This window comes from Chroococcidiopsis sp. [FACHB-1243] (genome assembly GCF_014696895.1).
Taxonomy (GTDB): domain Bacteria; phylum Cyanobacteriota; class Cyanobacteriia; order Cyanobacteriales; family Chroococcidiopsidaceae; genus Chroococcidiopsis.
In genome coordinates, this window is record NZ_JACJQX010000002.1 from 165,166 (window position 1) to 182,773 (window position 17,608).

The 17,608-nt window shown below is 42.6% G+C and carries 14 protein-coding genes; 5 read left to right on the forward strand and 9 right to left on the reverse strand.

Translation table 11 applies throughout. The features are described from left to right. Window positions 1–539 precede the first annotated feature (539 nt). The 3 genes from H6G17_RS02105 (at window position 540) to H6G17_RS02115 (ending at window position 3,867) form a co-directional block, all read left to right on the forward strand. Entirely contained in the window at window positions 540–2,651 is a 2,112-nt protein-coding gene (locus tag H6G17_RS02105; protein ID WP_192153708.1) for a TIGR00300 family protein, read from the forward strand. Between the two features lie 233 nt (window positions 2,652–2,884). Beyond that, window positions 2,885–3,181 carry a hypothetical protein gene (locus tag H6G17_RS02110; protein ID WP_192153709.1) on the forward strand — a complete coding sequence of 99 codons (297 nt, stop codon included), beginning with the start codon at window positions 2,885–2,887 and terminating at the stop codon, window positions 3,179–3,181. A gap of 224 nt (window positions 3,182–3,405) precedes the next feature. Then, window positions 3,406–3,867 (forward strand): Hsp20/alpha crystallin family protein, encoded by a 462-nt coding sequence (locus H6G17_RS02115; RefSeq protein WP_192153710.1) that lies wholly within the window; start codon window positions 3,406–3,408, stop codon window positions 3,865–3,867. Window positions 3,868–4,011: 144 nt separating this feature from the next. On the opposite strand, the gene H6G17_RS02120 is transcribed toward H6G17_RS02115, so the two are convergent. Then, a complete protein-coding gene (locus H6G17_RS02120; RefSeq protein ID WP_192153711.1) occupies window positions 4,012–4,809 on the reverse strand; it encodes an N-formylglutamate amidohydrolase in 798 nt (265 codons plus the stop codon). Between the two features lie 249 nt (window positions 4,810–5,058). Here H6G17_RS02120 and ggt point away from each other — a divergent pair, with 249 nt between their 5' ends. Next, on the forward strand, window positions 5,059–6,612 hold the full coding sequence (gene ggt / locus H6G17_RS02125) for a gamma-glutamyltransferase (protein ID WP_192153712.1): 1,554 nt from the start codon (window positions 5,059–5,061) through the stop codon (window positions 6,610–6,612). Window positions 6,613–6,711: 99 nt separating this feature from the next. Here the strand turns inward: ggt and H6G17_RS02130 are convergent, their stop codons facing one another. From H6G17_RS02130 to H6G17_RS02150, 5 genes are all read right to left on the reverse strand, one after another. Beyond that, window positions 6,712–8,280: a ferredoxin--nitrite reductase gene (locus H6G17_RS02130; RefSeq protein ID WP_192153713.1), complete on the reverse strand. Its 1,569-nt coding sequence runs from the start codon at window positions 8,278–8,280 to the stop codon at window positions 6,712–6,714. A gap of 220 nt (window positions 8,281–8,500) precedes the next feature. Beyond that, window positions 8,501–9,682 (reverse strand): hybrid sensor histidine kinase/response regulator, encoded by a 1,182-nt coding sequence (locus H6G17_RS02135; RefSeq protein WP_192153714.1) that lies wholly within the window; start codon window positions 9,680–9,682, stop codon window positions 8,501–8,503. A 144-nt stretch (window positions 9,683–9,826) separates the two neighbouring features. Further along, entirely contained in the window at window positions 9,827–10,267 is a 441-nt protein-coding gene (locus H6G17_RS02140; RefSeq protein ID WP_192153715.1) for a response regulator, read from the reverse strand. Beyond that, window positions 10,215–12,521 (reverse strand): ATP-binding protein, encoded by a 2,307-nt coding sequence (locus H6G17_RS02145; RefSeq protein ID WP_192153716.1) that lies wholly within the window; start codon window positions 12,519–12,521, stop codon window positions 10,215–10,217. The genes H6G17_RS02140 and H6G17_RS02145 overlap by 53 nt, the downstream gene beginning before the upstream one ends. Window positions 12,522–13,047: 526 nt before the next feature. Further along, window positions 13,048–13,251, reverse strand: coding sequence for a hypothetical protein (locus H6G17_RS02150; protein ID WP_192153717.1), 204 nt, complete (start codon window positions 13,249–13,251; stop codon window positions 13,048–13,050). 199 nt (window positions 13,252–13,450) lie between these two features. On the opposite strand from H6G17_RS02150, the gene H6G17_RS02155 reads away from it, so the two are divergent. Further along, a complete protein-coding gene (locus H6G17_RS02155) occupies window positions 13,451–14,536 on the forward strand; it encodes a DNA cytosine methyltransferase (RefSeq protein WP_192153718.1) in 1,086 nt (361 codons plus the stop codon). Here the strand turns inward: H6G17_RS02155 and H6G17_RS02160 are convergent. The 3 genes from H6G17_RS02160 to H6G17_RS02170 all read right to left on the reverse strand — a co-directional run bounded on the left by H6G17_RS02160 (window position 14,508) and on the right by H6G17_RS02170 (window position 17,327). Further along, window positions 14,508–15,203 carry an Eco47II family restriction endonuclease gene (locus H6G17_RS02160; RefSeq protein WP_192153719.1) on the reverse strand — a complete coding sequence of 232 codons (696 nt, stop codon included), beginning with the start codon at window positions 15,201–15,203 and terminating at the stop codon, window positions 14,508–14,510. The two genes, H6G17_RS02155 and H6G17_RS02160, sit on opposite strands and share 29 nt — an antisense overlap. Before the next feature lie 42 nt (window positions 15,204–15,245). Further along, on the reverse strand, window positions 15,246–16,361 hold the full coding sequence (locus tag H6G17_RS02165) for a Gfo/Idh/MocA family oxidoreductase (RefSeq protein ID WP_192153720.1): 1,116 nt from the start codon (window positions 16,359–16,361) through the stop codon (window positions 15,246–15,248). 159 nt (window positions 16,362–16,520) lie between these two features. Further along, complete coding sequence (locus H6G17_RS02170) at window positions 16,521–17,327, reverse strand: response regulator (protein WP_192153721.1); 807 nt, start codon at window positions 17,325–17,327, stop codon at window positions 16,521–16,523. Window positions 17,328–17,608: the final 281 nt, after the last annotated feature.

A 17,608-nucleotide genomic window follows, 5' to 3' on the forward strand; every position in this document is an offset into this window, starting at 1 on the left:
TTTACAGGTTGAAAAGCGCGATTATTATTTAGTTGCTAACCCTTCGGTGTGAATTATTTAGAAAATATTAAAAATAGCAGAATTGGGCAATAGTTTGTGCTATTTGCTAGCAAGCTAAAAATCAAGCCAGCTTGACTAATTTATCGCCATAATCTGTCGTTACTCTAAGCGATCGCGATTTTATAGTAGCGATTTTATAGTAGGGTGGGCATTGCCCACCTATACTCAATTGGCTTTTATCTACAGCAAATTAGTTAAGCTAACACGCAAATTATTAAAAATAGCTGCAATACCGCTAATTCAGCCAATAAGAGTAAATACTTAATCTCATCAAGAATTGCGAAGCACAAACATTGCGATCGCCCCCTCACAAGCCATTTCATCCTACTGTTCCTCAAAGTAATAGAATGAAGATCTAGAATTGCAGTTGCAATGTAGTTGCATTGAGTACAGATTCCGTAACAATTTCTACAGAATTGGTGACATAAAAATCTGTATTCATGAAGAGTTTGTCATATTGACCCAATAGAAAGCTTTCTATGAGTTCTTCGATCCGCTTCTTAATGTGCGCCCCCGACCACTATGATGTGGACTACGTGATTAACCCCTGGATGGAGGGTAACATTCACAAGTCCTCCCGCGATCGCGCCGTCGAACAGTGGCAAAAGTTGTTCCATGTCCTAAAGGAACAAGCCGTTGTCGATTTGGTGCAACCGCAACCAGGCGTACCAGACATGGTATTTACTGCGAATGCAGGCTTGGTTTTGGGGGATACAGTTGTCCTCAGCCGATTCTTCCACAAGGAGCGTCAGGGAGAAGAACCATTCTTCAAGCAGTGGTTTGAGTCCAAAGGTTACACGGTACACGAATTACCTAAAGACTTACCATTTGAAGGTGCTGGAGATGCACTGCTGGATCGGGAAGGACGCTGGTTATGGGCTGGGTATGGCTTCCGTTCCGAACTCGATTCTCACCCTTATCTCGCCAAATGGCTTGATATTGAAGTGTTATCCTTGCGCTTGATGGACGAGCGCTTCTATCACCTCGATACCTGTTTTTGTCCCTTGAGTGGCGGTTATCTCCTCTACTATCCCCCAGCTTTTGATTCCTATTCCAACCGTCTGATTGAAATGCGGGTTCCAGCTGAAAAGCGGATCGCGATTAAAGAAGCCGATGCGGTGAATTTTGCTTGTAACGCCGTCAACATCGACTCGGTAGTAGTAATGAATAAGGCGAGTGAAGATTTAAAAGCTCGCTTGACTAAACTGGGATTTCAGGTAATTGAAACCCCGCTGACAGAATTCCTTAAGGCTGGGGGAGCCGCCAAATGTCTGACGTTGCGGGTGACAGAACCAGTACGGGAAGAAGTCCACGCCAGCACGCCTGTGGAAAGTCGTGCTGTCCGTATGGAAGGACATTTGTTGGATTCCGGTTTAATCAACCGCGCTTTAGATGCGATCGTGGAAAATGGCGGTAGCTTCCAGGTGCTGAATTTTAGCTTGGGAGAACAGCGACAAAGCACTTCTTCCGCCGAAGTGAAGGTGACAGCTCCATCCCGCGACGTGATGGAAGAGATTATATCTCAGCTAATCGATTTGGGTGCTGTGCCGCGTCCGCAAGAAGTTTGCGACGTGAATATGGAACCCGTACATCAAGCGGGTGTAGCTCCCGATGATTTTTACGTCACGACGATTTATCCAACAGAAGTGCGGGTAAATTGCGAGTGGGTGAAGGTACAAAATCAGCGGATGGATGGCGCGATCGCAGTTACATTTAATTCTGGTAGTCCCTTGGCTCGTTGCAAGTTATTGCGGGATTTGGAAGTTGGCGAACACGTCATTGTTGGAATTGAAGGTATTCGTACCATTCGCAAAACGGAATCGCGGGAACAGCGCAACAAGCAGGAATTTAGCTTTATGTCTGCTGGAGTCTCCAGCGAACGCCGCGTCGAACTGGTAGTAGAACAAGTAGCTTGGGAACTGCGACAAGTACGCGACCAAGGTGGTAAGGTGGTTGTCACGGCTGGACCCGTGGTGATTCATACAGGTGGCGGGGAACACCTATCGCAGTTGATCCGCCAAGGCTACGTGCAAGCTTTATTGGGTGGAAACGCGATCGCCGTCCACGATATCGAACAAAATATGATGGGAACTTCCCTCGGTGTTGATATGAAGCGGGGAGTCGCCGTACAAGGAGGACACCGCCACCACTTGAAGGTTATCAACACGATCCGGCGTTATGGCAGTATTGCTAAGGCTGTCGAGCAAGGTGTATTGCAAAGCGGAGTCATGTACGAGTGCGTCCGCAACAACGTCCCCTTCTGCTTAGCAGGATCGATTCGGGATGATGGTCCTTTACCCGACACCGAGATGGATTTAATTAAGGCTCAAACCGAATACGCACGGTTATTGCAGGGAGCAGATATGATTTTAATGCTCTCTTCGATGCTGCATTCTATTGGCGTAGGGAATATGACGGCTGCTGGGGTGAAAATGGTCTGTGTCGATATTAACCCCGCCGTAGTCACAAAACTGAGCGATCGCGGTTCGGTTGAATCTGTCGGTGTGGTGACAGACGTAGGATTATTCTTGAGTTTGTTAGTCCAGCAGTTGGATAAGTTGACCAGTCCTTATCATTTGGTGCAAGTCTAAATCGGCGATCGACAATGGTAGGGTGCGTTACGTAACGCACCCTACTACAAAGAATTTTTGTCTGTTAGGTAGCACAGCCCTGCTACCTATTTTTGTTTTGTGGAAATCCGCAATGATACGGTATGCACTCACAGCTAAATTTACATATTTTAATAATAGAAATGATATTTACGATCGGGCGATCGCTATTTGTAACTTATCCTCTGCTGGGTCAATAGATAACAGAAAAAATTATGCAACCTACGATTTCATCTTCCAACCGCAATCCTCAAAACAGTCTATTTCTCTCTCCTGGTGAATTCTGTACTTGTCATATTTGCGTCCCTGATTCAAATGAACGAATGGCTGCAATTATGTTTAACAAGCAATACTATAGTTTTTTCAAGTCAGTTAAAGATCGAGAAAAAGCCTTAAGCGTGGTTGCTAAACTTCAGGAAAAAGACAACAATGCTTTAATTGTTAAAACTCCTAAAGGATATACTCTTTGGGTTTTAGAACCTACAGCCTATTTATGTAAGTCGAAAAAATAAGAGTTCGTGGTAGGGTGCGTTACTTAACGCACCCTACTTCTACTTCATTTAATTACGGTAAGAAGAACATAGCATAGGCAAAGAACCGAACATCTCCCTACGACTACCTTTGATAGCCTGATATTGGGTTGAGAAAAGTCAACCCCCGACAAATAAACAGCTGTTGAGTCGGTAATTCAGTTAACACACATTAGCTAGAGATACAGCAAAGTTCGGAGGTAATTATGGCACTAGTACGTTGGGAACCATTCCGCGAATTTGAAATGGAACCATTCCGCGAATTTGGCAATTTACAAAGAGAAATGAACCGTTTGTTTGACAGCTTGTCACCTCGCACTGGTGGTAATGGTGGTACGGCGTTCGTACCCGCAGCTGAATTGCAAGAAACACCAGAAGCAATTCACCTGAAACTCGAAGTTCCTGGAATGGAAGCTAAAGATTTAGATGTACAAGTAACGGCGGAAGCTGTTGCAATTAGTGGCGAACGTAAATCTGAAACCAAGACAGAAGAAAAAGGCGTAACTCGTTCCGAATTTCGTTATGGTTCGTTCCGTCGCGTCATTCCACTCCCAACTAGAATTCAGCATGAAAACGTCCAAGCTAACTACCAAAATGGCGTTCTAACTCTCACATTACCGAAAGCAGAAGAAGAAAAGAATAAGGTTGTGAAAGTTAATATTGGATAAATTCTCAGTCAGGTAGGAATTCACCTACCTGACTGTTTACTATTCGTAATACGAAGAGATTGGGCGAATAGAATTCGCGACTACACAGGCTAAGTCTACCGTTGACTCGAATCGCGATCGCACCTAGCCCTCAAGTTAGCAAAATTAATATTTTCCTCTGGTTTCTACCACTAGCTGCTTCAATATCCCTGGTACGGTGGATTGTAAGGCGTGGCGGATCGCTTCTAATTGCTCTAAATCTACTTCGTTCGTCCATTCATCCATAAAAAACTTTTTGACTTCAATCGAGAGGACGCAAGCAGAATCGGGAAACTTTTGATGTACCCAAGTAGGAAAATGTCCGCCGTAAAATTTGACATTTTCTCTTACGTCAAGTTGCCTTCCCAAAAAGTCAAAGTTGCGGAGATCCGAGAGAAAACTTTCGATGATAGAATGCCAGCGATCGCGATCCAGTGTCGCAGTGCCTAAATTAATTTCTGGATTATATCTCGGATCGGCAGGTTCGGCATCTCGTCCCAAACGGCGATGATTGTAAGTATGCAGTTCAAATACAACAAAACGTCCGTGACGGCGTTCTAAATCTCTAAAAATTCGTTCTAAATTAGCATAAAAAGTATCGTATTCAGCTAAGGAACGGGCAAGAATTTCAGCTGATGGCATGGATTGCCAAACTTCCAAACCCCATGCATCTTTGGGGTAAATATAAACTGCTTTTTCTCTAGGACGGTTGAGATCTAATTCAAACCGCGATCGCTTCACCACAATTTGCGTATCTGCGATCGTCGTCCAAGCCGCCGTAAATGGGTCTTCTTCTCGCCAGCGATCGGCTTCACTGATGACCATTAAATCTGCAACTTCCTGTCTGACATCATGACCGTCATGTAAGGCTACAGCCGCGATCGCACCATTTCCAACTCGCTCTAATACCCAGCTTGGGTTCATCACTTATCAGTTATCAGTTCTCAGCAAATAGAAAGTAGGTAGCAGCTTAAAAAGTGATATATGACTTACTTTCAGTAAATTGTTTTATCTTTATTTAAATACTCACTTTTGTGTATATTTTCTCTTATACAGTGTACTATAAACTGTATTAATTAACACTTTTTGTCAGCCATCGGCTATTTTTGACTTTTGACTTTTAACTTTTGACTTACTTTCGTCCCAATTCTCCTTTTGTCCTAATCTGCAAACATGAGCAAGGTTACACGCGGTACGATCGCGGCTGGAGATGCAAGAACCGCCGCAGCCGGAATTGAAATGTTTCGCCTGGGTGGTAATGCTTTTGATGCCGCCGCCGCTGCTGTTTTAGCTTCATTTGTCACCGAATCATCGCTGACTTCTGCTGCTGGTGGAGGCTTTCTTTTAGCGCATACTCAGGACAATCAGAATATTTTATTTGATTTCTTTTCCCAAACTCCTATTCATAAAAGACCTCAACAAGAAATTAATTTTTACCCCATAGATGTGAATTTTGGCGATGCCGTGCAAGAATTTCATATTGGACTGGGCGCGATTGCCGTACCGGGAAATATTGGAGGGATTTTTCACGTACAACAAAAGTTAGGTAAATTACCTTTTCATGTCGTTACTGAGCCAGCAGTTCACTATGCTAAATATGGTATAGAAGTGAATGAGTTTCAAACTTACTGCTGGCGAATTTTACAACCAATTTTGACCGCTACCAAAGCAGCACGACAAATTTACGCGCCGCAAAGCGTGTTGCTGGAGGTAGGAGATAAATTATTCATGCCTGATTTTGCAGCAACCTTAAGCTATCTTGCCGAACGAGGAGTGCAAGAGTTTTATCGAGGAGATATTGCCCGACAATTAATTAAAGATTGTCAAAACAATGGCGGTTATTTAACTGAGGCAGATTTAGCACAATATCAAGTTATTGAGAGAGAACCGCTGACGATTAATTATCGAGGAAATACATTATTAACAAATCCGCCTTCTAGTTCAGGAGGAATTCTAATTGCTTTTGCTTTAGAATTGCTGTCTCAATTCGATCTTAGTAAAATTGGTTTTGGCACGCCGCAGCACTTACAAATTATCACAGAAATAATGCGATTAACCGATCGCGCTCGAAAAGAAAAGTACGATTCTAATGTTTATCAAACTAATATATCAGAAACATTTTTAGCTGCTGCTCAAATTACCGAATATGCATCGCAATTAAATTCAGTTGTGAATAAGTGGGGTAGTACCACCCATCTAAGCGTTGTGGACGATGAAGGAAATGCCGCTAGCGTCACAACTTCTAATGGAGAGGGTTGTGGTTACATTATTCCAGGTACGGGCATCATGCTAAATAATATGCTAGGTGAGGACGATATAAATCCACATGGCTTTCATCAATGGCAAGAAAATGTACGAATTTCTTCCATGATGTCGCCCACAATTGTATTAAAAGACAATCGCCCTGAAATTGTTTTAGGGTCTGGTGGTTCTAAGCGAATCAGAACAGCAATTTTACAAGTTATTTCCAATATTATTGATTTTCAAATGCCTGTAGATTTAGCTGTGAACAGTTCTCGCCTGCATTGGGAAGATAATGTCTTGAATCTAGAACCAGGGTGGAATGAGGAAGCGATCGCTCACTTAATTTCTGCTGATGAAATATCCCTATTATGGAACAAGCAGAATATGTTTTTTGGCGGCGTGCATACAGTCATGGAAGATGAATCGGGAATTATTTCAGGTGCGGGAGATAAACGGCGTAATGGTGCGATCGCTTCAATCTAAAGCCCCCTTGATTGAATGTCGGCTGGTAGGGGCGCACAGCTGTGCGCCCCTACATATGAATTAACCAAAGTCCCCCTTTTTAAGGGGGGTTGGGGGGATCTAACCTACCAAAACTTCCTCTTTAATTTCTGCCCCAAAATGTTCGACCAATAAGTCCCGCACTACTGATTTTAAATCTTCACAGGCAACCCGTTTCATCACCTCTTTACCTAAGTGGGCATCCTTACCAACCTTACCACCCATCCATATATCTACTGCCTCCACCGTGCGATCGTCTTTGCGCGTTTTCGTGCCGATAAAACCAATATCTGCAACTTGAGGTTGACCGCAGGAATTAGGGCATCCCGTCCAATGAATTCGCACTGGTTGAGTTAAGATTAACTCTTGTTCGAGTTCCTTAACTATTGCTAAAGCGCGGTTTTTAGTTTCGATAATTGCAAAACCGCAAAACTCATTTCCAGTACAAGAAACTAAGCCTCGATTTAAAATTCCTGGCTCAATTGTAAAACGCTCTTTTAGCAGAGGTTCGGCTAAAAATGCACTCAAACGTGTATCGGGAATATGGGGAATAATTAAATTTTGCTCGACGGTGAGGCGAATTTCTCCATTGCCGTAAACCTCTGCCATTCGCGCCAGTTCAAACATTTCATTTGCATACAAGCGACCGATAGGAACGTGCAATCCGACATAATTTAATCCTGTTTGTTTTTGGGGATAAACTCCAATATGGTCGCGTTTTTCCCAATCAATTTCATCTTTTTCTGCGGCTGTAGCTAGCGGTTTACCGAACCGTTGTTCTACCTCAGCGCGAAACTTTTCTATTCCCCATTGGTTAATTAAGTGCATCATGCGGCACTTTTGGCGGTTTTCCCTCGGTCCATTTTCGCGATAGACCATCATTATCGCCAGAGTTAAAGCAACCACATCTTCGGGAGGAATCCAAGCATCAAGGGGAATTGCCGATACATATTGATTGGGGGCAAAATAACCACCGACAATGATGTTAAAGCCTAGCGTCCCGTCTTTATATGCTGGAAGCAAGCCGAGGTCGTTAATTTCGGCGTGAACCGAGTTATCGCGACCACCAGCCACAGCTATGTTAAATTTTCGAGGTAAATCACTCAGTTCGAGATTGCCTTCACCGTTGTTAGTAATGGCATCTTGGAGAATGCGGCACAATCCGCGCGTGTCGATGAGTTCGTTGGCATCGATACCTGCAACAGGAGAACCCGTGATGTTGCGCACGTTGTCCATCCCTGATTGGACGCAGGTTAGACCAGCTTGTGCCAGTATGTTGATAATATCGGCAATATCTTCGATGCGGATGCCACGCAGTTGTAAGTTTTGGCGCGTGGTAATGTCTGCGTTACCTCGATCTTGAAATCCCGCACCTTGGCAGTAGCGCTGTACGATTTCTGCTAGTACTCGCATTTGAGTGCTAGTTAAGATGCCGTTGGGTATCCGCATCCGCATCATAAATTTACCAGGAGTCACTGGACGATGGAAAAAACCCAACCACTTAAGTCCGAAATCTCGCTCGAACTCGTCCATTGCTTCCCAGCCAATTTGGGCAAAGTGTTCTAGTTCTTGTTTGAGTAGTAAGGGGTGTTTTTTAGCTTTGGCTTGTTCGACTTTATTTAATTTCTGTTTTTTAACTGCTTGTGTCATCGATCTAGCCTACGAGAGTTACTTTACAGCAAGTGCGATCGCATTTGCGCATCAGATCGGGTTGTTCGGTAAAATCCTTTTGTTGCTAGATTATTCGGCTTTGATGAAAGGGTTCGTAGGCTTTGTTACCGTTACTCTAATTTTGTAGAAGCTATCTATTTTTAGACTTAATGCATCTATCTATAGTAGTAAAATGGCAGTATTTGTAGGGTGCGTTACGCTAGAAGCTAACGCATCCTACGGGTATAAGGACAGTAAATGTAGTGCCTCTACCAACTTCACTCTCCACATAAATCTCGCCACCGCAGGCTTCAATACACTTTTTAGCGATCGCCAGTCCTAAGCCAGTACCAGGAGTGCTACCGACATTGCTAGCGCGGTGAAAGGGTTGAAATAGCTGTGGTAAATCTGCTTTGGGAATACCAATTCCCCAATCTTGAATTTGAAAAGTTACCATTTCTGGCTGAGCAGCTAAATTAAATTGTACGCTACTGCCTGCGCAAGAATATTTAATTGCATTACTGAGTAAGTTAGCTAAAATATGGCGCAGTAGATTTTCATCCCATAATGCTTTTTCTGTTTGACCCTGACAGGTGAAAACTAGAGCAATTTGTTTTTTGGCTGCACTCAGTTCTAGTTCTGCAACTAGTTCTTGACAAAAATCTTGAATATCTAAATAGGTAGGTAGGCATTGAAGTTGTCCCGCTTCAGCTTTCCCCGCTAGAGAAACTTCATCCAACATCTGCGCCATATTTTTAATCGCAGCATTAATATGTTGAAAATGGGTTAGTTTTTGTTTTTCAGTTAATTTTCTTTCGCTATTTTGTAGTAGTCCAGTTGCTAAAAGAATAGTTGTCAGTGGACTGCGAAAATCATGCGATAGCATTGAGACAAATTCAGATTTAAATCGATTCAGTTGCTTAGCTTTATCTAACTCAACTGCACTTTCCTGCACCTGGGTTGCTAATGCTTGATTTTTGGCTTGTAAAGCTTCTGCTGCCTGCTTGCGCTCGATCGCATAACATAGCGATCGTACCAACAATTTAGCATCGATCTGCCGTTTCACTAAATAGTCTTGCGCCCCTTGTCGCACTGCCTCAATTGCTAATTCGTCATCGTTCGTATTCGTCAGAACGACAATCGGTAAGCTAGGTGCTTGTTGTAGTAGTAGAGGTAAAGATGCCAACCCTTGGCTATCTGGAAGAGTCAAGTCTAGTAAAACTGCATCGTAGGGTTGTGACGATATTAACCCTCGATCCAGTTCTGCTAAGGCATCTCCCAATCGCTTGACATGTACCAGATGAAAGTGTCTGAGATTGGCTTGCCGCAAAATCTCTTGTAAAAATCTGGCTTCTGCCAAACTATCTTCAATTAACAAGACTTTTACTAAACTGGCAAGCATAGTTTTCTGGTTTTTCCCCCTCCTCTTGTAGCGATGGTTGTTTGGGCTAAATAGTAACTATGCTCATACATTACCAATTATGCGCTAGAAGTTTTAGCCCTCGCTCCCCCCAACCCCCCTTAAAAAGGGGGGTTGGGGGGAGCGTTATGGCAATGTAACGGTAGAGAGCCAAAACTCTTCAATTCCCTTGACAATCTGAAACAATTGGCTGAGATTGCGAGATTTGGTGATGTAACAATTGACGTGCAAAGCGTAACTATGGGCGATATCCTCATCGTTCCGAGAAGTCGTGAGGACGACAACAGGAATGCTTTTGAGTTGAGGATCGGCTTTAATTTCTGCCAAGACTTCTCGCCCGTCTTTTTTGGGTAAGTTGAGATCCAGCAGAATTAAATCGGGGCGAGGTGCATTTACAAACTCACCCTCTTGACGCAAAAATGCGATCGCGTTGACTCCATCCCGTACCGACATCACTTGATGCGGTACAGAACTGTTTTTCAATGCCTCTTCTATTAAGCGGACATCGGCTTTATTATCCTCTACCAAAAAGATCGTTTTGTGCTTTGCGTCCGTTTCTCCGCTCACGATCGCGCCCTCCTACGGGTAGCGTAAAATAAAATGTTGCCCCAGCCCCAAGTTGCGACTCTACCCAAATCCGTCCCCTGTGACACTCGACAATCTTTTTACAGATTGCTAAACCCATTCCCGTACCTGGATATTCGTCTCGTGGGTGCAGGCGTTGGAAGATCACAAAGATGCGATCGCTAAATTGCGATTCGATACCTATTCCATTATCTCGTACTGCAAACAGCCACTCATCCTCTTCTTGACGCTGTGCTGAGATATGAATTTCTAATGGTTTGTCACTGCGGAATTTGATCGCATTACCAATCAAATTTTGAAACAATTGCATCAATTGGGTGCTATCTGCCATCACAGTCGGTAATGGATCGCGGCTAATTTTCGCCCCACTTTCGGTAATGCGTTGTCTTAAATTACCTAAAGCGCGATCTAAAGCCGTATCAACTTCCGTAAGTTCAAACTCAACTCCCTGCATTTCTACTTTAGAATATGCCAGCACATCATCGATCAGCGTTTGCATTAAGCTGACTCCCTCGACAGCAAAATTAATAAATTCCTTCGCGTCTGCGTCGAGTTGCGATTGATAGCGCATTTCTAACAATTGGACGTAATTTGCTACCTGATTTAGCGGTTCTTGTAAGTCATGGGAAGCAACGTAAGCAAATTTTTTCAATTCAGCATTCGATCTTTCTAAGTCGGCTGCTAGTTGTGCTAGTTCGTCAGCTTGGCGCAGCACGATATTGACAATTGCTTTTCTTAGTTCCAGCGCCGCTTTAATTTCTACTTGTTTCCAGGGTAAAGATGTGAGGCTGACTGTTTCCTGCCATAATTGGAAAGATTTACGCGGACACAATCGTAGTCCATTCTCTTGATTTAGTTCGTAAGCATTATGAGGATCGCCACCCCAATTTACGGTTTGAATTACTTCGGGACGGAACCATAATACATAATTGCGCTTAGAAATTGGAATTGCTAATAAACCACTGGCAACATGTTTGAATCTTTCCGCATTGGGATAAACTTGCGCTAAAGAATCGGTGTAGAACACTTCTTCTTGAACGTTATTTTTCAGCCACTGAACTAAGAAATTTAAGTCTTCTGCTGCGGGAGTTTTACCAATTGTCGTGCAAGTATTGCCAAAACAAATTGCTGCACCTTGGGCATCGGCTAAGTTGAGAAGATTTGGTTTGTGTTTAATCAAACCATCAACAAAGTTCTCCTCTTGAGACATATATTCGACTAAAGCTGACTGCACGTAAGCCAACTGTCGCCGATAGGCAAAATCTTCGGTTTCTTCTCTAGAAGCAATTTCAGAAAAGACCATCCGTCCCAAAAATTCGCACGCTTTGCGTAATTCGTAAGAAACATACATGGGTGTTTGATGGTGACAAGCAATTAAACCCCAAAGTTTTTGGTCTTTAATTAACGAGATTGTCAGCGAAGCACCTACACCCATATTGTGTAAATATTCAAAATGACAAGCTGCGGCACTTCTAAGAATAGAATTCGTCAGTTCTGTAGGTTCTTTGCTAATTAGATTAATTGCTGGTACGAGGGTTACAGGTTCGCAGTGGCTATCGGGAATTAAACGAATCCAATTAGAGGCAAATAATTTTCTCGCTGGTCTGGGAATATCAGATTCAGGAAAGTGTAGTCCCAAATATGGTTCCATGCTATCGAGTTTTTCTTCAGCAATGACAGAACCATGTCCGTCGTTATCAAATTTATACAACATGACGCGATCGAATCCAGTCACGTTGCGAACTTCTTGGACGATAATTTGACAAAACTCTCTGAGATTTGAAGTTTCTTCTAAGCGATTAATAGATGCTCTAGCTAAGTGATAAAAACTGAGGAAGGGAATATTTTCTTGGGCTAGCGCTGGTTCTAATTCTAAAATTAGAAATTCTTCTATATTGCGGTGAAATACGCCATCAAATACAGAATATTCGTCACCTTTTTTTCGTACCCATAACTTAACGGGATTGATGATATCAAGATCTTCTGTTGCAGTTAAGCCAGTCTGAATTCTTTCTAACTGAAAAGGATCGATAAATTCTGATAAAGGTCTTTGTAGCATTTGTTCGGCTGCAATTCCGAACGTAGCGATCGCATTACTACTTATTTGTAAAATAGTCAGATCTGGTTCTGCTAAAACAATTAAAATTCCATGCGGTTGAATTTGATTAAAAGTATGAATTGCTGGTTCTTTTAAACGAGTAATGTCGATACCTTGAGCTTGAAAATCGATGACCATATTGCTTCTCCTAAGTTGATGACGGGAGCAGCAATAGAAGTGCGATCGCTCTTTCAATTTTTTGGCGATCGACCATCTTAGTATTATCTAAATGTCGCTCCCGTGATGTGTGAAAAAATACTTCTGCTCTGTCAGTAACGAAAAGCTCTTGGAGATCCCCCAACCCCCTTAAAAAGGGGGCTTTGTTCCCTCTTGTTTAATGAGACTTTATTCCCCCCCTTAAAAAAGGGGCTAGGGGGGATCTTGTCTTAACCGAAAAGTATTAAAACCACCTCTACAATTCAATCTTTATTCTTCAGGGAAGTGTATCATGTTCGACAAAACAAAATTCTGCGCGATCGCGTTTTGTATGTTAATTAATATGAGCTAATTTTATAGGAATATAAACTTTTTATAAAAAATTCAATCTAAGAATATTTAACTACATACAGATAGAGCGGCTACTAGTGCAAAGGTTTCTTTTCTCAGACCGATTTATTGCACGATCTCGCCTCACATCATATATGCTATTGAAAATTCTGCGCGGTTAGACCTTATATTGACTACCTCTCTCCATTGCTCTATGAATAGGTTTATTGTTTGCCTCTTTTGCAACTTTTATCCAATCTGCTTGTTCTAATACTACATCTAGTACATCTGAGAGGTTACAGCGCTCTTCATAAGCAATTCGCCTTAATATATCGTGATGTTCTGGCTGGATGTATACAGGCTTTCTTTGCGTTTGCGCCATTTTGTCTACTCTTGCTAACTGGTATTAATTCTCACTATAGCTTAGCTAATTAGCTGAGTCACCTATTAATTATACTTAAATGTATATAAGTTGACAATTAGCTAATTAGCTGATTGAATCATAATGGAGTGATTCACGCACCAAAGATAGTACGGGAGTGCCTCTAGTTTATTAGAAAGATCGCTTATACTTTTTGATTATGCATACGCAGCTAGACCTGTTCAATCTCCCAGATATTCCGTACACTACTCCCCATCTTCAAGCTTTAACTACTCCTAAAGCTACTGTCATTGAACTTTTCGCGGGAGCTGGAGGTCTAGCACTTGGCTTAGAATATGCAGGGCTAAGTGCAAAAGCGCTAGTCGAGATCGATAAAGATGCTGTAGCAACGCTCAGGCATAACCGTCCAAATTGGAGTGTCATTCATGCTGATGTTTCAAAAGTTTCTTTTGATGGTATGAGTGCAGATGTTGTAACAGGAGGATTTCCTTGTCAAGCTTTTAGCTATGCAGGTAAAGGTTTGGGATTTGAAGATATTCGCGGTACTTTATTTTATGAATTTGTACGTTGTGTTAAAGAGGTTAAGCCTAAATTATTTCTGGCTGAGAATGTCAGAGGTTTAATCAGTCATCAACAAGGTGAAACCCTTAAAACAGTTTTATCTGTTCTGGAATCACTAGATTACAACATTCAATATCGTTTACTGAATGCTGTTAATTATGATGTACCGCAGAAAAGAGAAAGAATTATTATAATTGGTACTCGCCCAGATATTCGCTTTCAATATCCTGCCCCTTCTGCAAAAATTTTGACCCTGAGAGATGCATTAAAAAATGTTCCACTTTCAGAGGGAGTAAAATACAGTTCTAAAAAAGCTGCTATTTTAGCTTTAGTTCCGCCTGGCGGTTGTTGGCGAGACTTGCCAGAGGATATTCAGAAAAGCTATATGATGAAAAGCTATTATCTCTCAGGTGGAAGAACAGGTATGGCGCGTAGAATTGCTTGGGATGAACCAAGTTTAACTTTGACGACTTCGCCTTCGCAGAAACAAACTGAGCGTTGTCATCCAGATGAAACTAGACCCTTTACTGTAAGGGAATATGCCAGAATTCAAACCTTTCCTGATGATTGGGAATTTATTGGTGGTATTAGTTCCAAGTATCAACAGATTGGAAATGCTGTGCCTGTAAAGTTTGCTTATCACTTAGGACGAGCAATAATTAATGCTTTATCAAATGTAACAGATCAATATCATGTCAGTAAGCCCGATCGAATAAGCTCCTGAATGAAGCTTTCTGTTGTCGATCGAGTGTCTTCAGCTCTGAAACATCACTAATAACGTCTGGGAGTACATTAAACAGCATACTTATAGCTTCTGGTACACCAGTAACTAATTCATAAAATGCTTGACCATCGATCTGTCTGATTTTTTGATTCACAGGTTTTCTCTTTCCAGTTTCTCTATCTGAAGGAGTAAAGGGTCGATTGTATCTTATTTTATTTTTAGGAATAATTTCAACATAGTAAGCAGTAAATTCTTGATACTCTGGTTTACTCAAACAGAATAACAAGTAGTCATAAATACCAGATTTATCACTTCCTTTGACCGTATTATGCTTATTTTTTATCTCTGCTATGATTTTTTTCTCTTGGTTACATACATCTACTCCCTGAACAGGATTTGTCCAGCCAGAAACACCACCTAAAATCTCTTGATGAAAATGACCTATTCTATTTTGTACTGTTTTCTGAACCTGTCTTGACTTTTCCTTTTTAAGCCATACTTCCAAACTAAAGCCTTGCACTGTACCGTCAAAAACTGCTGAAAAAGGATCTATCACATTTTTATACATCTCTTTTTCTTGCTTTTGCTCTGTCTCTAAAATGCAATCAACTACATTTTTAACTGCTTTTTTTAAAGCTTCATCAGAAATAAAGGGAAGATAACTCATGAATATCTATTATCGTGTTTTCTCAAGTGTTGATAAATACGTCTAATTTCTCTCAATACAAACAAGATATTTATCTAAATCTGGTACGTCTACCCAACCGCGCTGCTGGTGAGATGCATGGCTGAGATCCATTAACAATTGCGAGTAAACACCTTCGCGGATGGAGGGAGTCAAGGATTCTCCGCTATCGATTCCTCTCACCCATTGGTTAACTACGCGAATAAATGGGGCGATGCGTCCGTCTGTATAGGTTTTGTCAAATCCCAATCGCATGGGAATTTCTAATTCTACAGGTGGTTGTCCGGCGGAAGCAGCCCAGAGGTGAAAGCCGTGGACGTAATCTTTTTGATTTTGACTGCACAATACTAAAGTACCGCGATCGCCATACACCTCTACTGAGTGCGTGCGATTTGCATACACTGCCGAACTAATACTAATTTGGCAAGGCGTACCGTCTGCCAGCTCTAGCATCAGCATACAGGTGTCATCAGCATCTACTGGCTTCATTTCCCCCGTCAGCGGGTCGAGTCGTAGAGGAATGCTAGTACTGAGCTGGGCGCACAGTTTTTGCACCGCACCAAACAACCAACTCGTGTAATCAAAAGTATGGGAAGCTAGCGCCCCCAAAGCCCCACCTCCCATATCTTTACGAGAATACCAATTCCAGGGGCGGGAAGCATCGGCGCGACTGGGAACCAACCAATCAATTTTAATTAGGCGTTTTTCACCGACATAATCTTCAGCTAGTAATTCGGCTAACCTTTGCCATGCAGGAACGAAGCGATATTCAAAATCTAGAGTCACGACGAGATTGTTAGCTCTGGCTATATGGTACAGCTCTCGCGCTCCTGTAGCTGAGAGCGTGGTGGGTTTTTCTAATAACAGGTGCTTACCTGCTTGCAGTACTGTTTTTGCCATTTCGTAATGCAGAAACGGCGGCGTAGAGATGCTAACTGCTTGGACTTCTGGTAGAGCGACAATTTCTTCTAGCGTAGAACTCGCATGAGGGATGTTATGAGTTTGAGCGATCGCCTGAGCTTTGTCGCGATCGCGGTGATACACTGCTACAACCTGCGTCCGAGGATGAGCCTTAAACCCAGGTAAATGAACTTTTTGTCCAAAACCCGTTCCAACTACTGCCACACCAATTGAAGACATAACCCAATTTCATGCCACTGCTCTTTCTTATTGTGCGACAGATATGCAGTTATCAGGGAGCAGGGAGCGGGGAGTAGGGAGCAGGGGGCAGAGGGAGCGCACGAGCGCACGAGCGCACGAGCAGTTAATTCTGACTTTTGACTTTTGACTTTTGACTTACTAGTAAAACACCTCTGACTTCTGACTGGTGGCTTCCGACTTCTCCCTCGCTTCTTCTAAAGTGGAGTGGTGATTTGCGGTTTGGCGTTGGGAAATGTCAGTTGGTTGTACGCTGTTGGCTTTGAGAATTTCCGCGTTGAAGCGATACCCTACATTACGCACAGTTTGAATCAAACTTGGTTGACGCGGATCGATTTCGACTTTTTTCCGCAATGACAAGACGTGAGTATCGATGGTACGGGGATTATCTATAGCATCAGGCCAAGCACGCCGCAGTAATTCGGAGCGGCTGAGGGGTAAACCTCCAGCTTGCGCCAAGACGTAAAGTAAACTAAATTCTTGAGGCGTGAGGTCGATGTATTCACCTTTGAAGTAAACGCGACGTTGGACTAGATCTATTTGCAAAGTACCGTAGTCCAAGTAAGCTGGTGCGGCTGGCGTGCGTTGACGGCGAATCAGCGCTTCGATTCGCGCTAAAAATTCCTGCATCCCAAAGGGTTTGCACAAGTAATCGTCTGCTCCTGCTTTTAAGCCAGTGACAATATCCGCTTCGGTGTTGCGCGCAGATAGCATCAGAATCAGTGGTTGCTGTTGTTGCTGTAGCCAACGGCAAAACTCTGTCCCGTCACCATCAGCTAATTCAGCATCGAGAATTACCAGTGTGGGCTGGCGCGTTAAAAATACGTCTCGCGCTTGATAGAGACTAGCTGCTTGATATACTCGATAGCCTACCTGTTGTAAGTGCCAACTGAGTAGCGATCGCAGATGTGGATTTCCCTCTACAATTTCTATACAAACCGAGGTCACAGGTGCAAGATTCCTTTTATACGTGACTCTCAAGGTATCAAAGCCTGTGTCACGCTTTTGTAACAGCTGCTACCTCAGTATCAACTCTCTGGCAGTCTTGACGAGCGAACAGACATCGGTTAATATGTTTTTCTAAAAACAAACTTAAAAAAACTTAATACTCTGAGACTTGCCCGATAGCTTAGGCATCTAACTGCAAATTGGTCAAGACCGACACCCGGTAAAAATCGCCCTAGAGATACAAACTTTTTGGGATTAATTTAGTCTATGATGAAATAAAT

Bases quoted from the DNA above. Each gene is read 5' to 3' on its own strand.
- H6G17_RS02145 (WP_192153716.1), bottom strand. From the start codon at position 12,521: ATGGTCATCGATTTTCAAGCTCAAGGTATCGACATTACTCGTTTAAAA.
- H6G17_RS02135 (WP_192153714.1), bottom strand. From the start codon at position 9,682: ATGCTTGCCAGTTTAGTAAAAGTCTTGTTAATTGAAGATAGTTTGGCA.
- H6G17_RS02110 (WP_192153709.1), top strand. From the start codon at position 2,885: ATGCAACCTACGATTTCATCTTCCAACCGCAATCCTCAAAACAGTCTA.
- H6G17_RS02165 (WP_192153720.1), bottom strand. From the start codon at position 16,361: ATGTCTTCAATTGGTGTGGCAGTAGTTGGAACGGGTTTTGGACAAAAA.
- H6G17_RS02130 (WP_192153713.1), bottom strand. From the start codon at position 8,280: ATGACACAAGCAGTTAAAAAACAGAAATTAAATAAAGTCGAACAAGCC.
- H6G17_RS02105 (WP_192153708.1), top strand. From the start codon at position 540: ATGAGTTCTTCGATCCGCTTCTTAATGTGCGCCCCCGACCACTATGAT.
- H6G17_RS02120 (WP_192153711.1), bottom strand. From the start codon at position 4,809: ATGAACCCAAGCTGGGTATTAGAGCGAGTTGGAAATGGTGCGATCGCG.
- ggt (WP_192153712.1), top strand. From the start codon at position 5,059: ATGAGCAAGGTTACACGCGGTACGATCGCGGCTGGAGATGCAAGAACC.
- H6G17_RS02160 (WP_192153719.1), bottom strand. From the start codon at position 15,203: ATGAGTTATCTTCCCTTTATTTCTGATGAAGCTTTAAAAAAAGCAGTT.
- H6G17_RS02150 (WP_192153717.1), bottom strand. From the start codon at position 13,251: ATGGCGCAAACGCAAAGAAAGCCTGTATACATCCAGCCAGAACATCAC.
- H6G17_RS02115 (WP_192153710.1), top strand. From the start codon at position 3,406: ATGGCACTAGTACGTTGGGAACCATTCCGCGAATTTGAAATGGAACCA.
- H6G17_RS02155 (WP_192153718.1), top strand. From the start codon at position 13,451: ATGCATACGCAGCTAGACCTGTTCAATCTCCCAGATATTCCGTACACT.